This window comes from Paenibacillus sp. KS-LC4, from assembly GCF_036894955.1.
Taxonomy (GTDB): Bacteria; Bacillota; Bacilli; order Paenibacillales; family Paenibacillaceae; genus Pristimantibacillus.
Window position 1 is genome coordinate 5,830,147 of record NZ_CP145905.1, and the last position, 20,790, is coordinate 5,850,936.

The 20,790-nt window shown below is 49.9% G+C and carries 19 protein-coding genes and 1 riboswitch; of the genes, 2 read left to right on the top strand and 17 right to left on the bottom strand.

Annotation, left to right across the window (positions count from 1 at the left end; translation table 11 throughout):
* Window positions 1-39: 39 nt before the first annotated feature.
* The 10 genes from glyA to ychF all read right to left on the bottom strand — a co-directional run bounded on the left by glyA (window position 40) and on the right by ychF (window position 10,778).
* Window positions 40-1,287, bottom strand: a complete 1,248-nt coding sequence (gene glyA, locus V5J77_RS24710) for a serine hydroxymethyltransferase (protein ID WP_338553442.1) — start codon at window positions 1,285-1,287, stop codon at window positions 40-42.
* 141 nt (window positions 1,288-1,428) lie between these two features.
* A complete protein-coding gene (locus tag V5J77_RS24715) occupies window positions 1,429-2,052 on the bottom strand; it encodes a TIGR01440 family protein (RefSeq protein ID WP_338553443.1) in 624 nt (207 codons plus the stop codon).
* A gap of 75 nt (window positions 2,053-2,127) precedes the next feature.
* Window positions 2,128-2,580: a ribose 5-phosphate isomerase B gene (gene rpiB / locus V5J77_RS24720; protein WP_338553444.1), complete on the bottom strand. Its 453-nt coding sequence runs from the start codon at window positions 2,578-2,580 to the stop codon at window positions 2,128-2,130.
* A gap of 153 nt (window positions 2,581-2,733) precedes the next feature.
* A riboswitch (ZMP/ZTP riboswitch) is annotated at window positions 2,734-2,814 on the bottom strand.
* 97 nt (window positions 2,815-2,911) lie between these two features.
* Window positions 2,912-3,490, bottom strand: coding sequence for a low molecular weight protein arginine phosphatase (locus tag V5J77_RS24725; RefSeq protein ID WP_338553445.1), 579 nt, complete (start codon window positions 3,488-3,490; stop codon window positions 2,912-2,914).
* Window positions 3,491-3,504: 14 nt separating this feature from the next.
* Window positions 3,505-4,017, bottom strand: a complete 513-nt coding sequence (locus tag V5J77_RS24730; protein ID WP_338557053.1) for a manganese efflux pump MntP family protein — start codon at window positions 4,015-4,017, stop codon at window positions 3,505-3,507.
* 282 nt (window positions 4,018-4,299) lie between these two features.
* Window positions 4,300-5,373, bottom strand: coding sequence for an L-threonylcarbamoyladenylate synthase (locus V5J77_RS24735; protein WP_338553446.1), 1,074 nt, complete (start codon window positions 5,371-5,373; stop codon window positions 4,300-4,302).
* 736 nt (window positions 5,374-6,109) lie between these two features.
* Window positions 6,110-6,862, bottom strand: a complete 753-nt coding sequence (gene spoIIR / locus V5J77_RS24740; RefSeq protein ID WP_338553447.1) for a stage II sporulation protein R — start codon at window positions 6,860-6,862, stop codon at window positions 6,110-6,112.
* Between the two features lie 317 nt (window positions 6,863-7,179).
* Window positions 7,180-8,271: a HemK/PrmC family methyltransferase gene (locus V5J77_RS24745; protein ID WP_338553448.1), complete on the bottom strand. Its 1,092-nt coding sequence runs from the start codon at window positions 8,269-8,271 to the stop codon at window positions 7,180-7,182.
* A 149-nt stretch (window positions 8,272-8,420) separates the two neighbouring features.
* The gene (gene prfA, locus V5J77_RS24750) at window positions 8,421-9,491 is read right to left on the bottom strand and encodes a peptide chain release factor 1 (protein ID WP_338557055.1); all 1,071 of its coding nucleotides are present in this window, start codon (window positions 9,489-9,491) and stop codon (window positions 8,421-8,423) included.
* Between the two features lie 186 nt (window positions 9,492-9,677).
* Window positions 9,678-10,778, bottom strand: coding sequence for a redox-regulated ATPase YchF (gene ychF, locus V5J77_RS24755; protein ID WP_338553449.1), 1,101 nt, complete (start codon window positions 10,776-10,778; stop codon window positions 9,678-9,680).
* A gap of 233 nt (window positions 10,779-11,011) precedes the next feature.
* On the opposite strand from ychF, the gene V5J77_RS24760 reads away from it, so the two are divergent.
* A complete protein-coding gene (locus tag V5J77_RS24760; protein WP_338553450.1) occupies window positions 11,012-11,434 on the top strand; it encodes a macro domain-containing protein in 423 nt (140 codons plus the stop codon).
* A 116-nt stretch (window positions 11,435-11,550) separates the two neighbouring features.
* On the opposite strand, the gene V5J77_RS24765 is transcribed toward V5J77_RS24760, so the two are convergent.
* Window positions 11,551-13,779 (bottom strand): methyltransferase domain-containing protein, encoded by a 2,229-nt coding sequence (locus V5J77_RS24765; RefSeq protein WP_338553451.1) that lies wholly within the window; start codon window positions 13,777-13,779, stop codon window positions 11,551-11,553.
* Window positions 13,780-13,961: 182 nt separating this feature from the next.
* Between V5J77_RS24765 and V5J77_RS24770 the strand changes: the two genes are divergently transcribed.
* Entirely contained in the window at window positions 13,962-14,105 is a 144-nt protein-coding gene (locus V5J77_RS24770) for a hypothetical protein (RefSeq protein ID WP_338553452.1), read from the top strand.
* Between the two features lie 126 nt (window positions 14,106-14,231).
* Here V5J77_RS24770 and V5J77_RS24775 read toward each other — a convergent pair whose 3' ends face one another.
* From V5J77_RS24775 to V5J77_RS24800, 6 genes are all read right to left on the bottom strand, one after another.
* Window positions 14,232-16,580 carry an S-layer homology domain-containing protein gene (locus tag V5J77_RS24775; protein WP_338553453.1) on the bottom strand — a complete coding sequence of 783 codons (2,349 nt, stop codon included), beginning with the start codon at window positions 16,578-16,580 and terminating at the stop codon, window positions 14,232-14,234.
* A 204-nt stretch (window positions 16,581-16,784) separates the two neighbouring features.
* Window positions 16,785-17,096, bottom strand: a complete 312-nt coding sequence (gene trxA, locus V5J77_RS24780; RefSeq protein WP_046231307.1) for a thioredoxin — start codon at window positions 17,094-17,096, stop codon at window positions 16,785-16,787.
* Window positions 17,097-17,166: 70 nt separating this feature from the next.
* Entirely contained in the window at window positions 17,167-17,586 is a 420-nt protein-coding gene (locus tag V5J77_RS24785) for an Rrf2 family transcriptional regulator (RefSeq protein WP_338553454.1), read from the bottom strand.
* 134 nt (window positions 17,587-17,720) lie between these two features.
* Window positions 17,721-18,554, bottom strand: a complete 834-nt coding sequence (locus V5J77_RS24790; RefSeq protein ID WP_338553455.1) for an aldo/keto reductase — start codon at window positions 18,552-18,554, stop codon at window positions 17,721-17,723.
* Between the two features lie 162 nt (window positions 18,555-18,716).
* A complete protein-coding gene (locus V5J77_RS24795; RefSeq protein WP_338553456.1) occupies window positions 18,717-19,499 on the bottom strand; it encodes a hypothetical protein in 783 nt (260 codons plus the stop codon).
* Window positions 19,483-20,634 (bottom strand): ATP-binding protein, encoded by a 1,152-nt coding sequence (locus V5J77_RS24800; RefSeq protein ID WP_338553457.1) that lies wholly within the window; start codon window positions 20,632-20,634, stop codon window positions 19,483-19,485. Before V5J77_RS24800 ends, V5J77_RS24795 begins: the two co-directional genes overlap by 17 nt.
* Between the last annotated feature and the right edge of the window lie 156 nt (window positions 20,635-20,790).

The window sequence follows — 20,790 nt, forward strand, 5'->3', positions numbered from 1 at the left end:
GAGGCCAAAGCCCTATGCGGCATTTTTCATAGTTTAAGCTTAGTATTTCAGTTCTGGATAAAGCGGATATTGCGCTGTCAGATCGCGAACGATTTGACGGGATTTTTCGAGCGTTGCCTCATCCTTCGGATTTTTCAGCGTAGCAGCGATTACTTCGCCGATTACCTTCATCGCTTTCTCATCCATGCCGCGCGAAGTAGCTGCTGGCGTTCCAAGACGGATACCGCTAGTAATGAACGGGCTCGTAGGATCGAAAGGAATCGCATTTTTGTTAGCTGTGATACCGATTGAATCCAGCACATGCTCAGCTTCTTTACCTGAGATGTTCAGGGAACGCGTGTCGATCAGCATCAGATGGTTGTCTGTGCCGCCGGATACGATGTTAATGCCTTCTGCAACGAGTGTATCGGAAAGCACCGCAGCATTTTTCACAACGTTTTGCGCATATGTTTTGAACGATGGCTGCAAAGCTTCGCCGAGCGCTACTGCTTTAGCCGCAATAACGTGCATCAGAGGGCCGCCTTGTGTACCTGGGAATACCGCTTTGTCGATCGCAGCCGCCCACTCTTTACGGCACAAGATCAAGCCGCCGCGAGGACCGCGAAGCGTTTTGTGCGTTGTCGTTGTAACGAAATGTGCATGCGGCACTGGGTTAGGATGAAGACCAGCAGCCACAAGACCTGCAATATGAGCCATGTCTACGAACAATAGCGCGCCTACATCGTTGGCGATTTTAGCCATTTTTTCGAAATCAATAATACGCGGATATGCAGATGCACCAGCTACGATCATGCGAGGGCGGTGCTTGAATGCCGCTTTGCGAACTTCTTCATAATCAATCGTGAAGGATTCTTCATTTACGCCGTATGCTACAAAGTTGTAAAGCAAGCCGGAGGCGTTAACCGGGCTGCCGTGCGTCAAGTGGCCGCCATGCGCCAAATTCATGCCCAGTACCGTGTCGCCAGGCTTAAGCGCCGCCAAATAAACAGCCATATTCGCTTGTGCGCCGGAATGCGGCTGTACGTTGGCATGGTCTGCGCCAAACAGCTCTTTTGCGCGATCGCGTGCGATATCTTCAACGATGTCCACATGCTCACAGCCGCCGTAGAAACGTTTGCCTGGGTAGCCCTCTGCATATTTGTTGGTCAAAGCAGAACCCAAAGCTTCCAGAACAGCTTCGCTTACGATGTTTTCTGATGCGATTAGCTCGATGTTATCGCGTTGACGCTGCAATTCCAATCCCATTGCTTTCAAAACCTCTGGATCTTGTTTACGTAGATTTTCCATTATTATTGCCTCCTCAGTAGTGTGTACTTGTTATATAAATTAGGATCAAGCAGGATATGCTTGTCAGATACATGTTCTACGGGATATTCGCCAAATCTGCCAATAATAAATACGAATGAAATACGAATGAAATACGAATGCTTAATCGCAAGTCCCGGCCGACTGCTCTGGAGTCAACACAACAGCATCACGGCTGTCTGCCACGCCCCCCAGCTCATACACCGCACGCACACCGCCAATCAGCTTTGGCCGCGTAGCCGCCATCGTGACATGCGCCTGACCAATACTGCGAATAGAAGGCCGCACTGGAACCGCTACTCTGCGCAAATGCATGCCGATGAAGGTATCGCCGATATCTATTCCAGCATGAGCAGCTACCGTCTCGACGAGGCAAGCATCGCTGATGTGCCGATATGCGTAGGCCGCCATGGAGCCTCCTGCCTTCGGAACGGGAATCGCCGCGACCAGTTCAAGCCCATAGCGTTCAGCGGCTTCACGCTCGATAACGAGCGCACGATTCAAATGCTCACAGCATTGATACACGGGATAAAAGCCAATGTCGCGGCGTACCGCCTCTACTCCAGCGAAAATTTCCGCAGCCGCTTGAAGCGTGCCCGACGTTCCAATACGCTGACCCAGCACCTCACTCGTGCTCGTGCCGATGACGAGAAGCTGTCCAGCCCGCAGACTGCCTGCTGCCGCAAGCTCGCGAACGATCGTCTCCACTTCCCTTGCTATCGCTAACGTTTCCTCGTTTGCACTCATCGCAAGCGGCCTCCTTGTCTGACTAACCGTTTCCATGTAAGAAGGCAGCAAAGCCTTCTTCCGTACTCATTTAGCTTAAGCGTTATATTTTTGCTCGATTTGGCCTACTTTATGAATGCGTCCCTCGTGGCGTTCGCCGCCGGAGAATGGCGTTTCCAGCCAAATACGAACAATTTCCTGTGCAACGCCAGGGCCAATGACCCGCTCTCCGAGTGCAATGACATTCGTATCATTATGCTCGCGCGTCGCTTTGGCGGAAAATAAATCGTGCACCAGTGCGCAGCGGATGCCTTTAACCTTATTAGCGGCAATCGACATGCCAATGCCTGTTCCACAAATGAGTATGCCGCGATCCACATCCCCGCTTGCCACCTTTTCAGCTACAGGCAGTGCATAGTCCGGGTAATCGACCGATTGGTTGCAGTCACAACCGAAATCTTCAATTTCATGTCCAAGCGATAGCAGAAATGGTACAATCTCATCCTTCAGCCGATAGCCGGCATGATCGGCGCCAATGGCAATTTTCACGTATAAACCTCCTCCAAAGTATGACGATGCTGCACTTGCAATGATACTTGCGGCGCTCGGCACATAAACTCCGCTTCCGCAATTCGACGCCTTTATTATACCTAAATTTGTCCCAAAGACGAAAAAAGAGCATGACATGCTCATCAGCATGCTGCTCTTTGCCCAGGCGACCGGCCGTATGTTCCGATGCTCCACCGTGGTTACCCACTTCCGTCGCCAGTCACATCGGAAACCGTATATCTGTACCCATCATAGCCGAAATATTGTGAAAAATCAATCGTTCCTACGCCTAAATTCACACTTTCACTTTTGCGCCGCCGCAGTCATCCGTTTATTCCTGCTTTAAACGCGCGAGCAGCAGCTGCAAGCAGCTGCGAATTTCCTCAGCGCAGCTTTTGTAATTCCCAAGCGTCCCGCCAAACGGGTCTATAATATCAAAGCTCGGTATGCGGCGCTCCAGCACGAGCAGACGATTACGCTGGCTATCTGTCAGCTGCTGTCCCAGCGTCTGCTTCATATGCAGCTCCGTATACAGCTGCTCCAGCTCCTTAATGTCTGCCAGCACGTCCGTATCCTGATTGACATACTCTTTGAGAGTATGTGCTTTATCGACAGCTTCAGGAAACCATTGAAGCAGACCTCTTTTGTGGCTGGCCGTCATCGTCAGCACGAGGTCTGCCCATTTCACCGCTTCTCCAGTCAGCGCGCACGAGGAGCTTTGATGTTCAATGCCATAATCGCGCAGCACCTCTGTCGCATGGCCGGAAACGGCCAAACCGTCAATCGTCGAAATGCCTGCCGAACGTACTTCTATAGCTACGTCCTGCTGGCTTGCCATATTTTTCAGCATCGCCTCCGCCATCGGAGAACGACAGGTATTTCCTGTACAAATGAACAAAATGCGCTTCATGCCGCATGCCCCTTTCAGAAAATAAACATTAAACCGAATACGAGCAGCACCGCGCCGCCGCATGCCTCGCCGTAGCCGCCCAGCCTGTGACTGACCTTTTGGCCAAGCAGAAGTCCCATGATCGACATTATGCTGCCAAAAAAGCCAAACAGCAGCACCGTCAACAGTAAATCAGCTGCGAACATGCCGAGCGTTACGCCAACGGAAAAAGAATCAGCGCTAACGCCAAGCGCGAACAGCATCGTTCCCCAAATCGTGCGGTGATCAAAGGTTTGTGCATCCTCTCCCCGCAAGGAGCTATAAATCATATGCCCGCCGAGCAGCACCAGCAGTACACCAGCAGCAGCCGTTGCTACATGACCGAGCATGCCGCTGACGAATCCCCCAGCGTACATGCCCCCAAGCGGCATAATAATATGAAATATCCCGATAATGGCACTTAATCTGATCATATGGAGCCAACGAATGCCGCGCAGCCCTATTCCAATTCCTAGCGAAAAAGCATCCATGCCAAGCGCAACCGCCATAAGCAGCAGTGTAACAAATTGCCCTCCAAGGATATGGCTACCCCACAAAACGATCTCCCCCCACGTCCAAGAACATTAATACTCCAACATATGCGGGTGTGGGGACAAACATACTATAGCTTGTTTAATCGGTTTTTGACATAATCTTACCCTTGTATGATATAAGGCAAACTCCAAGGCTTGAAACACATCACTTCATAGGATTGCACAACAGGCACAGACTTACGCGATTCTAGTGAAAAATAGAGCTCTGGCTCTTCTCTGGCTTAAGCTTGTCTCACCTTATACTTGATTCATGCGATGACCAGCTGCCTTGAGCAGCCGATTCATAAGCGCGGCTCCAATGCCATCTGGCACGCAGCCCTCTGCCCAAATTCGCTGCACGCCAGCAGCATCAAACTGGCGCAACGCCGCATAAAGACGATGCGCAGCCTGCTCCAGCTGCCGCTCATCTCCATAAGTGAGCACGAGGGCGGACCCGCCTTCCATGGCAGCGGCCTGCTCATTGAACACGAGCACGCCTGCTTTCAGTCCGGCTTGTGCAGCTTGCAGCACCTGCTCCTGCATATAAGCAACACGCCTCGCCGCTGAGCTTCCTTGCACAATGCTAAGCTCGCCCTTCGGTGCATAATGCGTGTATTTCATGCCCGGGGAGCGCGGCACGGCAAGCTCCTCTGCTGCCGATTCGACATCCACAGGCGCATCAATTTCCACTTGCGGCGCCGCTTGGCGCAGTTGCTCCACCGTTACGCCGCCGGGGCGCAAAATACGAAGCGCCCGCTCGCCCGTCAGTTCAATGACGGTCGACTCAAGGCCAATGCCTGTAGCACCGCCATCGACAATGCCGCCGATACGGCCGTTAAGGTCTTCGGCCACATGGTCTGCGAGCGTTGGGCTGGGCCTGCCTGAGCGATTAGCGCTCGGCGCGGCGACTGGACAGCCTGCGGCTTCAAGGAGGCGCAGCGCTACCGGATGGGAAGGCATCCGCACGCCGACCGTGGATAAGCCCGCCGTCACAAGCGGCGACACGGCTCCCGGCTGAACGGGAAGCACAAGCGTGAGCGGTCCCGGCCACAGTTGCTCCATCAGTTGCTTCGCCAGCAACGAATAAGGCAGCACCAGTTCATCGAGCTGCGCAATATTTGCAATGTGAACAATAAGCGGATTATCAGAGGGGCGGCCTTTGGCCTGAAAAATCCGCGCCACGGCCTCCGAGCTGCGGGCATCGGCCCCAAGTCCATACACCGTCTCCGTCGGGAAAGCCACAAGCTCTCCAAGGCGAAGCAGCTCCGCTGCTTCCGCAATAGAAGCCTCCGCATATTGATCCGTCATGCGCCATACCTTCGTTGTCGTCATCTCTATCCTTCAATCCTTACGCTGTTATAGTCATCCTTCTAGTCCGTATACTCCCGTTAGTATACCATACGCTTGGATAAAAACAGAGCCAGCAGCAATACCGCAGCCCACGGATGCTCACCGGCTCAAATCAATGTATGGACTTCTGCATGATAGGATGTGTATGCAAGCATAAGTGCTCCTTCCACTCTCTGCTCAGAGCTTAACAGAAAGCCAAGCCCATCTGGTGGTTTGATGCCTGAAAACAAAAGCGCACGATTGTCGCAAAGACCTCAGTTGCCGAGCCAAAACAGCGGTTGTCGAGCATTTGCCGCGCTTGTCTTGCCAATGTGGCTGTGACTGACTAAAGTACATTGCAGAAGACCGCACAGCTCGGGACGCCTCTCTCTTTTTGAGGACTGAGAATCCGCTATTCTCGCTGTTGACTCGATTTCTAACCATAAGCGGACAGGAAATTCGTTATCGTGCTCATTATCCCGTCAAAATAGCTAAAGACAGCGTATTAGCCTCACCTGAGTCCGCCGCCAATGCCTTTCCCGTAATCTTGTTGAAATAGCGGCCGCTCTGTCCACCAAACCTATCATTGCAAAGGTTGTAATCGTCTGGAAAGATGAATATGACACTAACTCCAAAAAATATGCTCACCTTTATAATGTATGACACTCCTTGCTGGAGAGGCATTATGTTTGACACTACATGTGATCGGCTCTGGCTTACTTAAGTCTACACACACGCTCTAGGCAAACAGGCTTTGCACCCAAGCAAGCAGCTTTTGCAGCATTTCCCAAAGAAAAAATTTCGCTTCTGGCGCTTCGCCCTCCGCTTTGCTAGGAGCAGAATCCTGCTTGGCATGTACGACCTCGCCGGTATTTGCTTTTTGTACGGACGCCTTTTTTACAGATGCTTTCGCTTCTTTCGCTTCTGCCTTGCTTACTGCATTGGTCGCCTCTACCTCGGCATCAGCGGCTACCGCTTCCCCGGATGCTGCGTCGATGAAGCAAAGCGGCGGAAACAGCACGCACCACCAGTTTTGGCCTTTTCCTTCTCCTAACGTAATGAGCAGCGCTTCGTAGCTGCCAGCAGGATATACTTCGCTTCCGTACATTTTAGTAGGGAAAGGAACCTGACCAAGCTCCATGTGAAACGCATAATCAAAACCTCGGCTGCTCAATACTTTGCCAACCACAAGCTCCATCTCGCCCATATGCTGACGCATCGTTGCACGGGCTTCCTCTATTGTTTGCGGCCCAGTTACCCAGCTATTCATCGCCTCTACTACCGCATCACGAACGACGCGTTTAACCGCCTGATCGGCAGGGGCGTCGGAATTAGCCAATATGCGGAGCCTGATCGACTCCTTCGGAATATGACTGCCAGCTACAGCGGCATCTACCTTTTGCAGCTCCCAGCTCATCACAAGTACAGCAAGCACAACCACAATAAGAACAACGGACCTACGGTAAGAAAAACGGGAATAATGGCGGGACATACACAAGCTCCTCTCGATGGCACCCGTCGGCACCTCTGCTTGCGTTCCGGAACGTATCTATCCGTAAGTATGTCCGCGATTCCCGTTCTATAAACCTCAAAGCTAGTAAATTTTAATAGACAAGCAAAAACGACTTCGTCGTCCCTCCATGGCGATGAAGAGCTTTGTCGTAGAAATATAAGCCCATTTATAAGTGTGAAACTTATAAATGCTTATATTTCAAGCGTAAACAACTAACGCCGTCCTCTGAGAGCACGGCGCATTTCAATCCTAGAAATAGCAGAACAGTAGAATGCAAATGAGATTGTTCATCCTGCCTATCCGTTAGTGCGAACCGCGATAACATGGCGGTCAATGCCGCCATAATCCGTAATCGTCCGCACCTCGTCCCATGGTCCGGCTTCCCTTAGAAGCTTCGCCACCGCTTCCGCTTGGCCCATGCCCAGCTCGAAGGCGACGATGCGCGGCATTTGCCTTAGCAGCGGAAGCTGCTCTACCATGCGGCGGTACGGGTTCAGACCGTCCGCACCGCCATCCAGCGCGAGGCGCGGCTCGTAATCCCGCACCTCGCGCTGCAAGCCCGGGAGGTCATCCGCCGGTATGTACGGCGGATTGGACACCAGCACATCGACGCGGAGGTCTGCCGCGGCGGGTGCTTGGTTTGCGGCGGCGCCGCCCGTTCCGAGGAACGGCGCCAGCAGGTCGCCCTGCACGAATGCCATGCGGCCCGCCGCCCCATGGCGGGCCGCATTCGTGCGGGCGACAGCGAGCGCGTCCGGCGAAAGATCGGACGCGCATACGCGCCAGAGCGGACGCAGCGCAGCCAGCGTCACGCCGATGGCGCCGCTGCCCGTGCCGACATCAAGCACCGTCGGCCGCGCAGCCCAGCCCTTAATCGCGTCAGCAGCTGTTGCTGACGCCTCTTCCTGCTTCGCCTGCTCGCCCCCGCTGCCGCTGCTCACAGCAGCGGCAAAGCCCGCTCCGGCCGCGCCCTCCACTGGCGCGCCCTCTGCTTCCGCCTGTGCCGCTTCCGGCCACAGGCGGTCCGCCGCCTCAAGCACGGCCTCGACGAGCAGCTCCGTCTCGGGCCGTGGAATCAGCACGGCCGGCGTAACCGCAAACGGCCTGCTATAAAACCACTGCTCGCCGATAATATATTGCACCGGCTCGCCATTTCCTTTTCTCCCTATGAGCGCATCCCACGCCGGAGCCAGCTCAATCGGGAAAGGCTCGCCCCCGTCGCGCAGCAGCTCCATGCGCCCGATGCCCAGCAGATGCAGGAGCAGCAGCTCCGCATTATTGCGCGGCTCCTCAACGCCCTGCCCCGCCAAAAACGAAGAAGCCTGCAAGCAGGCTTCTCTAATCGTACAAGGCAGCAAAACGCTCCACTCCTTGAACCTGTCACCCATCTATTCAACGTCCCCTTCTTTACTTCCCTAAATGCTCGGCCATTTAGCACATAGCCGCATAAAAGGCAGGCTCTCCAAGCACTGATGCTCGAAAATCCTGCCTCTTCATACCGCATGCCTTAGTCGGCAGCTCACCTTGGGAAAGCAACTTAGTTCAGTTCTCTCTCCATAATATCCGCTTGCTCTGCAATGGTCAGCGACGAAATAATTTCCTCCATATCGCCGTTCATAACCGAATCAAGCTTATGCAGCGTAAGTCCGATACGGTGATCCGTCACGCGGCTCTGCGGAAAATTGTACGTGCGAATCCGCTCACTGCGATCGCCCGTTCCGACTTTGCTTTTACGCTCGCCGGCATATTTCGCTTCTTCCTCTTGACGCTGTACATCGACAATGCGCGCACGCAATACTTGCAGCGCTTTAGCTTTGTTTTCATTTTGCGATTTGCCGTCTTGGCAGGTCGCCATAATGCCCGTCGGTACGTGCAGCACCCGGACAGCGGATTTTGTCGTATTAACCGACTGACCGCCAGCGCCGCTGGAGCAGAACGTATCTACCCGAATATCCTTGTCGAAAATCTCGACCTCGACTTCCTCAACCTCCGGCATAACCGAAACGGTTGAAGTGGACGTATGAATACGGCCGCCAGACTCCGTTACCGGAATACGCTGCACCCGGTGAGCGCCGCTCTCGAATTTCAGCTTGCTGTAGGCGCCTTTGCCCGTAATCATGAAAATAACCTCTTTAAAGCCGCCAAGATCATTTTCATTAAAATCCATCAGCTCTACACGCCAGCCTTGCGTATCCGCAAACTTCGTGTACATCCGGTAAAGCTCATAAGCGAATAAAGCCGCTTCATCGCCGCCAGCAGCGCCGCGGATTTCCACGATAACGTTTTTGTCATCGTTCGGATCCTTCGGCAGAAGCAAAATTTTAATCTGCTCTTCCAGCTCTTCCTTGCGGCCAGACAGCTCGTCAATCTCCATCTTGACCATCTCGCGCATTTCATCATCCAGCTTCTCGCCCTGCATAATCTTCGCATCGTCTAGTTGCTCCGACACTTGTTTATATTCAGTATAAGCTTCATAAGATTGTTGCAGATCGGACTGCTCCTTGGAATATTCCCGCAGGCGCTTCGGATCACTTGCTACATCTGGATCACACAGCAGCTCACTAAGCTTCTCGTAACGATCGGCTAGTGCTTGTAAACGGTCCAACACCATCATTCACCTCTGTTATCACACTTTGATACTCCATTATAACATATACGCGTCAATCTATCGACAAGCGAATTCCTTACGCCGCGCCCAGTTTTTACTTATCCGTTTGCCAGCTTGTCCACCTAGACGAAAGAGCCCCCGAATCCGCTTGTGCAGCAGATCGAAAGCTCCCTCCTCCTTCAAAATCTAAACGTTGAAACGGAAATGAATAACATCGCCGTCTTTTACAACATAATCCTTGCCTTCCAAACGAACCTGGCCACGCTCTTTCGCCACGTTCATCGAGCCAGCAGCAGACAAATCGTCAAACGATACAATCTCGGCGCGAATAAAGCCACGCTCGAAATCCGTATGAATAACGCCCGCCGCCTGCGGCGCCTTCGTCCCGCTGCGAATTGTCCAAGCGCGAACTTCCTGCACGCCTGCCGTAAAATACGTATAAAGGCCCAGCAGCTTGTATGCTGCACGGATCAGACGGTTAAGTCCCGACTCCGCAAGACCAAGCTCCTCAAGGAACATCGCCTTGTCTTCGCCCTCCAGCTCAGCAATTTCTTCCTCAACGCGAGCGGAAATAGGCACCACCTCTGCATTTTCAGCAGCCGCAAACTCGCGTACTCTATTAACAAATTCATTATTGTCCGTATCGGCAACCTCTGCCTCGCTCACATTGGCTGCATAAAGCACAGGCTTCATGGTCAGCAAATGAAGATCGCGAATAAGCAGCTTCTCGTCATCGGACAGCTCCAGGCTGCGCGCTGGCTTATCATTGTAAAGCGCTTCTTTCACACGTTCAAGCACTTCAACCTCTTGCGCAACTTTTTTGTCGCCGCCCTTGAGATTTTTGCGGGAGCGCTCGATCTTTCTATCAACGGAATCAATATCCGCCAAAATCAGCTCCAGGTTAATCGTCTGAATATCGTCAATCGGGTCGATTTTGCCCGCTACATGCGTAATATTCTCGTCTTGAAAGCAGCGAACGACATGAACAATCGCATCCACTTCACGGATATGCGCCAAAAACTTGTTGCCAAGTCCTTCGCCCTTGCTCGCGCCAGCTACGAGACCGGCAATATCAACAAACTCAAATGCTGTAGGCACGATGCTTTTCGGCACTACAAGCTCAACGAGTCTATTCATGCGCGGGTCCGGCACCTCTACCACACCGACGTTAGGATCAATTGTACAAAAAGGATAGTTAGCGGATTCAGCACCCGCTTGCGTAATTGCATTAAACAAAGTCGATTTGCCGACATTCGGCAAGCCTACGATACCAGCTTTTAAAGCCATGCGTAAAGACACCCCATTTTCCGAAGTAACAAGCTCTCGTCATTATACCCGATGCGTATAAACAATAAAAGGGCGAGTTCGCTGACACGTCTAGCAAAAGACCCATGCGGAGCCATTGGAGCTACCTATTCCAGCCATCGAATAAGCCTTCCCAGCTAGATCAACCACCAGTAAAAACTCTTCCCAAGCCTGCTTGAGCTTATGATAAAATCATAGCAGAGGAGTGACCATTCATGGAATTTACCGAAATAAAAAAGGATCTATTCACGATGCCGGACACGTACAGCTTGGCCCACTGCATTTCCTCCGATGCCAAAATGGGGGCGGGAATCGCCGTTTTATTCCGAAAGCATTTTAAGCTTGCATCCCTTCAAAATATGGCAAATAGCAGCCCCTTAGTTATAGGAACTTGCTATAAGGTCGACAGAGCTTTAAATTTGGTAACCAAAGCAAAGTATTTTCAGAAGCCCACCTACCAAACACTTACTCTAGCCATAGAATCCATGAGGGACATCTGCTTGCAAGAAGGCATTGCCCAGCTTGCTATGCCGCAAATCGGCTGCGGACTCGATAAGCTCCAATGGGGCCGGGTGCGGGAAATCATTAAAGATGCTTTTGCAGAGACGGACATCGAAATTGTTATATGTACATTGTAACGCAGAAAAAACGCCGACCGCCGCACCAACGCACAGCTCCAGGCAGTTGCCCGTCTCCATCAGACGGGCAACTGCCTGTGAAACTGCCTGTGATCTCTGTGCAATACCGCCTTCCCTTATTTCTTGCGGCACACCGCAACTACATACATGGGCTCGCAGCTCTTAAAGCGGCTCAGCGGTATTAGCTCATGTCCCTCCGATTGCAGCACCCGCTCCGCATTTCTCCCCGGCTCCAGCTGGAACATGCGTCGCAGCCCATTCATCGCTGCCATACGTGAATCGTCGACCGGATTTTGCCCGTACAGCTCCACAATATTGTAATGAAGCAGCAGCTCGCCAGCCAGCTCCGCTGTTCTGTATTCAAACTGATGGTAGGGATTAAATGGCTGCTCCTCAAAATAAAGCGCCGGATTCGTCACCGCCCGATTCGGTGTGGATACGATGAACAATCCTCCCGTCTTTAAAACGCGCGCCGATTCTGCAATCCAAGCCGCCCCATTCGCAACATGCTCAATCGTCTCAAAAGAAACCACAGCATCAAATGCCTGCTCGTCAAATGGCAATTGCAGTACGTCGCCAACTGCGAAGGATACACCGGCTTCGCCATAATCCCGCTGCGCCAGCTTCACTGACTGGTCGTCGATGTCGATGCCAACAACCTCGCTCGCCCCTGAACGCTTAAGCAGCGCAGCTCCATAGCCTGCCCCGCAAGCGGCATCCAGCACCCGCAGTCCGTCTACAAAATGGGAGGCCAAGGTATAACGGGCAAGATGCTCCTCGTACACATCCTTATATTGCTGTTTCACCTCGCGATTTATGACAAGCCTTTCCCCACTGAAAACAACATCATTTTGCTCGCGAATGCCCTGTTCATTTATCTCAGCTTCATCACTTGCATAACTCGCAGACGGCTCAATCGACTGCCTATCCCGTACAGCCCAGCTGTTTGGCGCTGTAATTGTCTTGGCACGGCGGCCGAAAGCAAGCAGCTCGCTTGCGGTCAGCCTTCCTTTCAACTCCTCATTAGTCAGTTTAATGACCTGCTCCAAACCCTCCACCACACGACGCTCCTGCTCAGCCAGCTCTTGGCCAGCCTGCACAAGCGCAATGGCCGTCCCAACGAATCCAGCCTGCCCATACAATTGACCTAGCTGCTCTGCGCCATATAGGCAGGCTGCCTGCTGCTGCGCGCCGTAATTATCAGGAGCCAAATAATGACGTATATAGCGGTAATAGTGGCGATTGGCAAACGATCCGATCAGCCAGCCGCCGGGCTTGAGAAGTGCCGCGAGTTGCTTTAGCTGCTCTAAATTTCCATATTGATGGGCATCCCCAATCATAATGCCATCCATGCTGCCTGCTTCAAGCCCCCAAGCCTCGAGCCGCTCCGTATCGTACACTGTAACGCCAATGGCGGCAGCCATTTGCGCGGCACCCGTGTTTTTCTCCACCCCGAACAGCTCAGCCCGCGGCAGCCGCTTCTTCAAGCGCAGCAGGGTTGCCCCGCAGCCGCAGCCAATTTCCAGCAGCCTCGCGGGCGCCGCTCCTTCATAAGGCTCAAGCCGGGGTTCAATCAGCGACACCATATCCGAACGAATGACGAGTGCCTCCGTCGGCTGAAAGCCCCATTTTTCCATAAAACGTCTGCGGTTGCTTTCATAGGCCGCTTGATACAAGGCAGGCTCCGCCTTGAAGCTTGCGCCTCCCCGATGATGAATGAACGTATCCTCGCAGAGCAGAAGCTTATAGCCGGCGAGCCGCAGCCGCAGCGAATAATCATCATCCTCAAAATTTCCAATACCAAAGCTTTCATCCAGCCCGCCAACTGCCTCATACGCCGAGCGGCGCAATAACAGACAGAAGCCTACCAGCTTGACACGCTCCTCCCATCTGTGCGGCCCATGTTCCCCCCTCCGCGCTTGGGCGAAAGCGTCCAGCTCCTCCAACGACGCATACTCCGCCGAAACCTCGCTCCAATAGGATGCCGAATTCGTAACCGGACCTACTGCACCGACTTTGCTATCGCTAAGCAGCGCCTCCTTCAATCCTTCGAGCCAGCCAGGCGTCACAACAGTGTCGTTGTTAAGCAGCAGCAAATGGCTTCCTATCGCTTGCTCCAGTCCCTGGTTGCAGCCCTTTGGAAAGCCTTCATTTTCCGCATTAGCGGTCACTCGCATATCAGGCTGCCCCAACGCCCATTGAACCGTTCCATCGTCGGAGCCATTATCAATTAACAGTAATTCGTAGCTTCCAGCTTCCGTATGCTTGCGTATGCTGTCCACGCATTGTTTTGTATAATCCAACTGGTTGCGGGTAACCAAAATAATGCTCGTTATTTCCTTCATCTGCCCCTCCACGGCTCCCTCTCCTTCATATACGCAATAGCCCCTTTGCTCATTCCTTCAGCATATGTCCGCAGCAGGCAATCAGTATAGGCGAAAAGGGGCTTCTGCCGATTTCAGCGCATGCTTCCAGACGCATCGGTCATACTAATGCAGGGATAGACCCACAAAGGAGGTGCGGCACAATGGAAAACAATACCCATAAAGGCAACTACAAAGGCACGACCAAAACACATGCAAAAAATCAGGATATGGCTTTCGTAAACGACAATATCAAAGACACAAAATCCGTATCCAACTTCTCAGACAATAAGCAAAAAACGGATTAACGCTCTTCGCATCCAGTAAAAAGGAAAACGGAAGAGCGGTCAGACGCTTCCTCGTCTGCCCATAAGCTCTTCCGTTTTTTGGACTGTTCATATACATCATTCGCCTTGGCGCAGCTTAGCTGCAGGTTAATTGCGAATCGGCGCCTCCTTCAAATCCGCTCGCGTTTGCAGGTAACGGAAAAATGCTGTTGCCGCCTCTGCTCGCGTCACTTTACGCTCCGGGAGGAAGCTCCCGTCCGACAGCGACATAATATTCAGGCCGACAACGATTGCCGCCTGGCCTTTTTTCTCTGTTTTGTCCGCATCTTTAAAATTAAGATTAAACAGTTGGTCATATTCCGCCAGCGTATTGTAGCCCAACGCCCGCACGATCAGCTCGGCCATTTCCTCACGGTCTACCTCGCCCGCCGGATTAAAGGTGCCGTCGCCAATATCAATCAGGTTTTGCTCAAGCGCGCTTTGGACATATACATAATAGCCTGATCCCGCTGCCACATCATTAAAAGCCGCGCTTGCTGATTCAGCATTCGCCATCACCTTCGGACCACGCCCGCTGTTCATGGCAAGCACAAGCATTTTAATCAATTCGCCGCGGGTCACAACCGCATTCGGACGAACCTTGCCATCCTTCACATCCAGCGCTTTGTAAGCAACCATCAGCTCCAGCTGACGCTGCGCCCAGTGACCCTTCACATCCAGCGCCTTAGGCTTCTCCAGCGCCGTAGCCTCTCCACTTTCGCGATTCCGCCATTGCCCGCTTTGGGCATCCAGAAATACGGATTCATCAATAGCAGCGGGCACAAGACGGTAAACAAGCTTCACTTCTGCCTTGCTCTCCACCTGCTCGGAATCTAGTTCGCCAGCAGCGAGCATCAGGTTATATTTGTCGATAGGAATAGGCTGGCCTTGCAGGGAATATTCCCGCTCTACATAATACGTCAGTTCTGTTCGATAGTAGGTGAGCCACTTTTCAATCGCTTCCGTTTTCTCGATGACCTTTGGCGCTTGCGCCGGGTATTCGAAGGAAGCAAGCTCGGCATCATACATCGTCACTTCATTCGTCCGGGCATCCACATTGACGTTGACCCGATCATAGGACACCGTCGCTCCTTGAATTTTTCGAACAAAAGAAATGTAGTAGGAAGTAATCGTTCCGGCAGGCGCCTCGCTGTACTTCGATGGGTCAGGCTTTTCAACGTACAGCTGCGCTGCCGCCCATGGAAGCTGCTTTTTAACCATATCTATTGCGATTTTCTCCGCCTGCTCGTAGGACAGGGAAGGCTTAACCGACGTGTCCCCGCCATCATAAGCATAGGCATAATAGCTGCGAATAATCCCCGTCTTGCTATCCACGGTTGCCGATACAGAGCCCGTCTCTCTGGCACCGCTTTTCGTCGTCCAGTTGAGGTTCCAATACGATTGGTTACGGCCTGTTGTATCGTCGCTGTACTCATTGTAGCTTGTATTAGACAGCATAGCGCCTGCTGGCAGCTTGAAGGTCGACTCTACGAGTGCAACCGCCTGTTTATCGGTCAAATCGCCCGCTTTAGGCGCTTCCCCGAGTGCTACTGGGGCGATTGGCGTTGCAGATACACTGCTTGTTTGATTATACAGCTTCTTAATAAGCGAGCCGTCTAGTGCATTTATCGCCAAGCCGCCCATCTCGTAGCTAAGCAGAGGGGTGTGCTGGCCTTCTGGACTATAAGGCACAATATATTGAAGCTCTGGCTGGGCAAGCTCGCGAAGCTTTGCATTTGCCTGAGCTAGCGTAATACGCGAGTCTGCTGTTGGAAATTGCAGCGTATCATCCCATTGCAATTTATAGTTGGTAATATGCCCTTCACTGTCCACATCGACTTCAATGTAGTTGTCTACATAAAGAATGTCGTTAACGATTCGGTCATAACGAATTTTATGAACAACCTCGCCTGTCAGCGGAGGAAGCACCTGCGCCCCGTATTCCGGATTGTAGCGCACCTGGCCTGCGTAATTTGCTGCAATTTGCTTCATGAAGGAAGCCGCAATATCCTGGGCAGCCAAACGCTCTACCTTAAGAGGATACGTGGGCTTGGAGTTAGGATTGTCTATATAGGATTGAAAAGACAGCAACTGGCCGCCGTCAGCATCTATTTGAACATAAATGCTGCCCTTATGCTTGCCATTTACTTTCTTGACGAAATCAAGACCCCAAATATTACGTTTGCCCTGTGCCAGCACGCTAACCGCCAAAGATGCGCCTTGCAGCGTGTATTCCTTCGGAATGCTCACAAGCTCGCGCGCCAGCTTCTCTGCCTTATCCTTCGAAACCGATACATTCACTGTAGAATCCATCGAACCCTCCCCGGAAATACGGTCTGCCAGAGTATTCTGGCGATCAATCGTCACCTTCGTCCCATTTGCAAAAGCGGCAGTAGGCACACTGCTTGTAATCGCAATCAGCGCAACAAATGCAATCAACCTTTGTTTGCTTCCCATCTCCTGCTTCCCCCTCCAATACATTCCTGAATATCCTATAGACGCCCGAGCTTTGAGGGAAGTTGCGTCTTTTTGAAGAATAATTAACCTAGTGTAAACGGAGTTGTCGTCCGTTAGTTTCTTTATCCAAAAAAAGAAGCCGCACACCGATAATCATCGGCAATGCAGCTTCCCTTCATTTCATCCATGTAAGGCCAAAAGGTCTTACAGTTGGTTGTTGATTTTTGTTTTCAAAGCATCTTTGCTTTGCAGACCTACCATTTTGTCAACGGGCTGTCCGTCTTTGAACAAAATAAGCGTTGGAATGCTCATTACGCCGAATTGCGAAGCCAGTTCAGGCTCTTCATCGACATTGATTTTAGCAATTGTAGCTTGGCCTGCAAGCTCAGTTGCCAATTCTTCCACGATTGGAAGCTGCATTTTGCAAGGTCCGCACCAAGGTGCCCAGAAATCTACCAGAGATACGCCGCTCTCTACGTTAGATGAAAAGTTGTCTTTCGTTAATGCTACTGCCATTTCAATCATCCTCTCCAGCTGTGTTGTATGATAAGGGAATACCCCTCACACCGTCTTATTAATCAGTTGCCTATTCACATGCATGAATCTGGCCTAGCACATCCTGAATGGTCGTGTGACTGAAATGCGCTTCTAGCTGCTTCTCCGCCTCACAAAAAATCCGGAACATCACTTGGTTCATATTGGAGCCTACGACGCACTCCATGCCCGGATCTCCCGAGCACCAGCTTGGAATAAGCGAACCTTGCGCCATCACTCGGTAAACGTCAGCTAGCGTCACTACACTCGGATCAATCGTCAGCCGATAGCCGCCGCCCGATCCTTCGCGTGTATCCACATAGCCGCTGCGGCGCAAGCCGCTCATCACCTTGCGAACGCGGGCCGAATGAGTCCCAACGTTGACGGCAATCATCTCGCTGCTTGCCATGTTTTCCGGCAAATGAGCTAAATATACAAGACTGTGTACGGCAATTGTAAATTCGCTGTTCAATGTGAACGGCCTCCCTGTTTAGTACTGTAATTTTATCAATTACAGTTCAAACTGTCAATAGTCCGTTCCGCTAAAATTCATCATTAGGATGCGATGACACTCGGTCTATTATGCATGGGCCATCTGTGGCCGCTTTAAAAATTAAAATTCATTGGATTGGAGCCATAACGGCGGCCCTCGTTCAACCCATCAATGGCTGCAACTTCCGCTTCTGTCAGCTCAAAATCAAACACGTCGCCATTTTCGATAATGCGCTCTTTGCGAATAGATTTCGGAATCGTAATGACACCTTTTTGGAGATCCCAGCGAATGACAACCTGCGCCGGGCTTTTGCCGTATTTGCCTGCAAGCTCCTGAAGCAGCGGTACATCTAAATTCCCTTGCATGAGCGGGCTCCAAGCCTCAAGCTGGATGCTTTGCTCGCGGCAGAAGCTTTGCAGCTCCGGCTGTGTCAGCAGCGGATGGAATTCCACCTGATTGACCATTGGCTTAATCTCGCACCCTGGCAATAGCTCATCGAAATGCGGCAGCAGGAAATTGCTTACGCCAATGGCACGCACGTAGCCATCCTTATAAAGCTTTTCAAGCGCACGGTACGTTTCCGTAAATTTGCCGGCTACTGGCCAATGAACTAAATATAAATCTATTACATCCAGGCCTAGACGCTTGCGGCTTGCTTCAAAAGCTTGCAGCGTCGTCTCATAGCCTTGATCCCGGTTCCATACCTTTGTCGTAATGAACAGCTCGTCCCTCGCAATACCGCTATCGGCAATAGCACGCCCCACACCGGCTTCATTGTTGTAAGCGCTTGCCGTATCAATGCTGCGGTAACCTGCCTCTATGGCATAACGCACGGCGTTCTCAACCTCATCGCCTTCTTTCGACAAGTATACGCCAAGCCCCAGCCGCGGCATTTGCACCCCGTTTTGCAGCGTCGTCACTTCCGTGCTAATTGATGCTTTAGTCATTTTGGTTCCTCCTGTTCTTTTTGAAAATATAAGAGAAAAGTGATGGACGATAGCAATAAAACTATTTTCCACAAAATAGTAACAACAAAACGTGGGTGGGTCAACCTCGTGCATTAGCCAAGAGTGAACTATATCATTAGAATTTTATAATAACTAAAATGCTTACTCTTCTGTAGAAACGATTTCGATTAGTCCTAAATCCAATAATATAATACAGACTAAACTTATAACTTTGTATTTTCTAGTTTTTACATAATTATTTTCTTGAAAATTAAATACCAATAAGTTAGTTTCAGAGAAATCATCTAAATTGTAATGGTTAATACCTAGCTCAGCTAAAGCATTTTCCATCTCCATCGTTGCTTTTTTTATTGATGCTGCAGTAATATTACTTTGATTCACCTTACACTCATTTAAATACTGCTTAAGCTCTTTTCCTGTCCTAAATGAAAGCTCAAATGAATTATCAATAAAATTTGAGGCAATAAAACTTTCCACAGAAGGGAAACTAAGAAGCAGTAAACCCTGACGATTAAAGCCATTATCTTCTCGGGAGCTACTTAATGATTCAATTAGCTTTTGTATAAGAAGAGTGTCCGTATTAGAATCCACATCTCTATCGAACACATAAAAAATTGCAGCACGATCCACAGGAAACTGATACTCTTCGATGAGCATTTCAAATATTGAATCCAAATAGGCATCTGAGTCTTCAATAAAAGAGATTGCGGATTCTTTAGAATTGACGACGAAAACAGACGACTGTATCCCTTCCTTCTCATTATATTTCCTGTACTTCAACATACGATCAAACTTCTCAAACTGAAAATCAAAAATTCGGGTGAAAATTTTATGCAGTATATAAAATTCATCACTCAAACCCTCTACAATTATCAGCACTTTCCCTATATTTTTATCCGCATTTATTTTAGTTGTTTTTGTCATCTTTATACTCTGGCACTCCTCCAAAGACATCGCCTGTGTACATCCTCTCAAGATTTTGAGCTACTCTTGGCTGCTCTGTAGAAAATCTCTTTAGTACACTTCCTTCTATCCCATTGAAATTAACAGCATATATTTGATCAGGTCGTAGTAACGAATTAGATAGTAAGTTTGTAGAGTGCGACACAATAAACAATTGCGATTTTTTTGATTGTTGCATGAAATATCTCACGAGTAACTCTTCTAAAAAATTATGGAATCCGCTTCCAAACTCATCCACAATTAGCATACCACCATTTTTCACCACATAAAAAAAAGAAGGTAAAAATCTTAGTAATTTTTGATTTCCTAAAGATTCCCACGGAAACGGAATAGGCTCGCCCACTCCTTCACGCTTAAAGAAAATATCTTTCTCATCAGGGGACTCTATTCTTGTCATTTTTCCTGAGCTTGCCTTAGAGTACTCGATCCTCTGATTGAAATTAAACTTCTCAAAAAAGTTATTAATTTCCTCTGCTCCCTGACTCTCAAGATAGTCTTCAATTTCCAAATCAATTTTCCCTGGAGAAAAAATAGTCCCTAAATACCCATCCATGTAAACTGAATTCATCAGAAAATCAAACCATTGTTTTAAAATAATTTGCTTTCTAAATTTTGTATTAAAATAAATCTCCCTCAGCAATAGGGTATTTTCATCAATATCATTGTATATCTTATTCTCCGTTATTTCGGATTCGGCATTATTCCCAATACGATTTAACACCATATCGTTATTAATAAATAATTTCTCAATTAGGCTTTTTTTCTTTCTTTCATATTCTATATAATATTTAACCATATCGCCTGAAAACTCAAATTCATATTCTACAAAAAAAGATTTCTCGGCAGAAAATAAACATGCTTGCATTCCTAAATTAATACTCTTTTCTGCGAATAATAAATCAAGTAATACTTTTAAAGCACGAATTACATTCGTTTTACCAGAAGCGTTTGCTCCTACTAAAAAAAAACCTTTCAAAACATCATTATATACATTGGATTCAGACAAAACTTTATATCCAGTCGCTCTCATATCCATCATTGTTTGATTTTTAAAAGAGAGAAAATTATTCATCGTTATTTTTCTTAACATCATCATCACTCCTTTCTCTATATTTTACTCCATAACGTAAAAAATATACATTAACTATTTTATGAAGCGTAATATTTTTACTATCTTTCGAGAGCTGGCTATCCTCTAATTTATAAGTTATATCTATCAATATGATAAAAGCCGTCCTAGCAGCAAAACGCT

Coding starts and splice junctions, on each gene's coding strand:
- glyA (WP_338553442.1), bottom strand. CDS start 1,287: ATGGAAAATCTACGTAAACAAGATCCAGAGGTTTTGAAAGCAATGGGA.
- V5J77_RS24715 (WP_338553443.1), bottom strand. CDS start 2,052: ATGAGTGCAAACGAGGAAACGTTAGCGATAGCAAGGGAAGTGGAGACG.
- V5J77_RS24725 (WP_338553445.1), bottom strand. CDS start 3,490: ATGAAGCGCATTTTGTTCATTTGTACAGGAAATACCTGTCGTTCTCCG.
- V5J77_RS24730 (WP_338557053.1), bottom strand. CDS start 4,017: ATGGCGGTTGCGCTTGGCATGGATGCTTTTTCGCTAGGAATTGGAATA.
- V5J77_RS24735 (WP_338553446.1), bottom strand. CDS start 5,373: ATGACGACAACGAAGGTATGGCGCATGACGGATCAATATGCGGAGGCT.
- spoIIR (WP_338553447.1), bottom strand. CDS start 6,862: ATGTCCCGCCATTATTCCCGTTTTTCTTACCGTAGGTCCGTTGTTCTT.
- V5J77_RS24745 (WP_338553448.1), bottom strand. CDS start 8,271: ATGGGTGACAGGTTCAAGGAGTGGAGCGTTTTGCTGCCTTGTACGATT.
- ychF (WP_338553449.1), bottom strand. CDS start 10,778: ATGGCTTTAAAAGCTGGTATCGTAGGCTTGCCGAATGTCGGCAAATCG.
- V5J77_RS24760 (WP_338553450.1), top strand. CDS start 11,012: ATGGAATTTACCGAAATAAAAAAGGATCTATTCACGATGCCGGACACG.
- V5J77_RS24765 (WP_338553451.1), bottom strand. CDS start 13,779: ATGAAGGAAATAACGAGCATTATTTTGGTTACCCGCAACCAGTTGGAT.
- V5J77_RS24770 (WP_338553452.1), top strand. CDS start 13,962: ATGGAAAACAATACCCATAAAGGCAACTACAAAGGCACGACCAAAACA.
- V5J77_RS24775 (WP_338553453.1), bottom strand. CDS start 16,580: ATGGGAAGCAAACAAAGGTTGATTGCATTTGTTGCGCTGATTGCGATT.
- trxA (WP_046231307.1), bottom strand. CDS start 17,096: ATGGCAGTAGCATTAACGAAAGACAACTTTTCATCTAACGTAGAGAGC.
- V5J77_RS24790 (WP_338553455.1), bottom strand. CDS start 18,554: ATGACTAAAGCATCAATTAGCACGGAAGTGACGACGCTGCAAAACGGG.
- V5J77_RS24795 (WP_338553456.1), bottom strand. CDS start 19,499: ATGACAAAAACAACTAAAATAAATGCGGATAAAAATATAGGGAAAGTG.
- V5J77_RS24800 (WP_338553457.1), bottom strand. CDS start 20,634: ATGATGATGTTAAGAAAAATAACGATGAATAATTTTCTCTCTTTTAAA.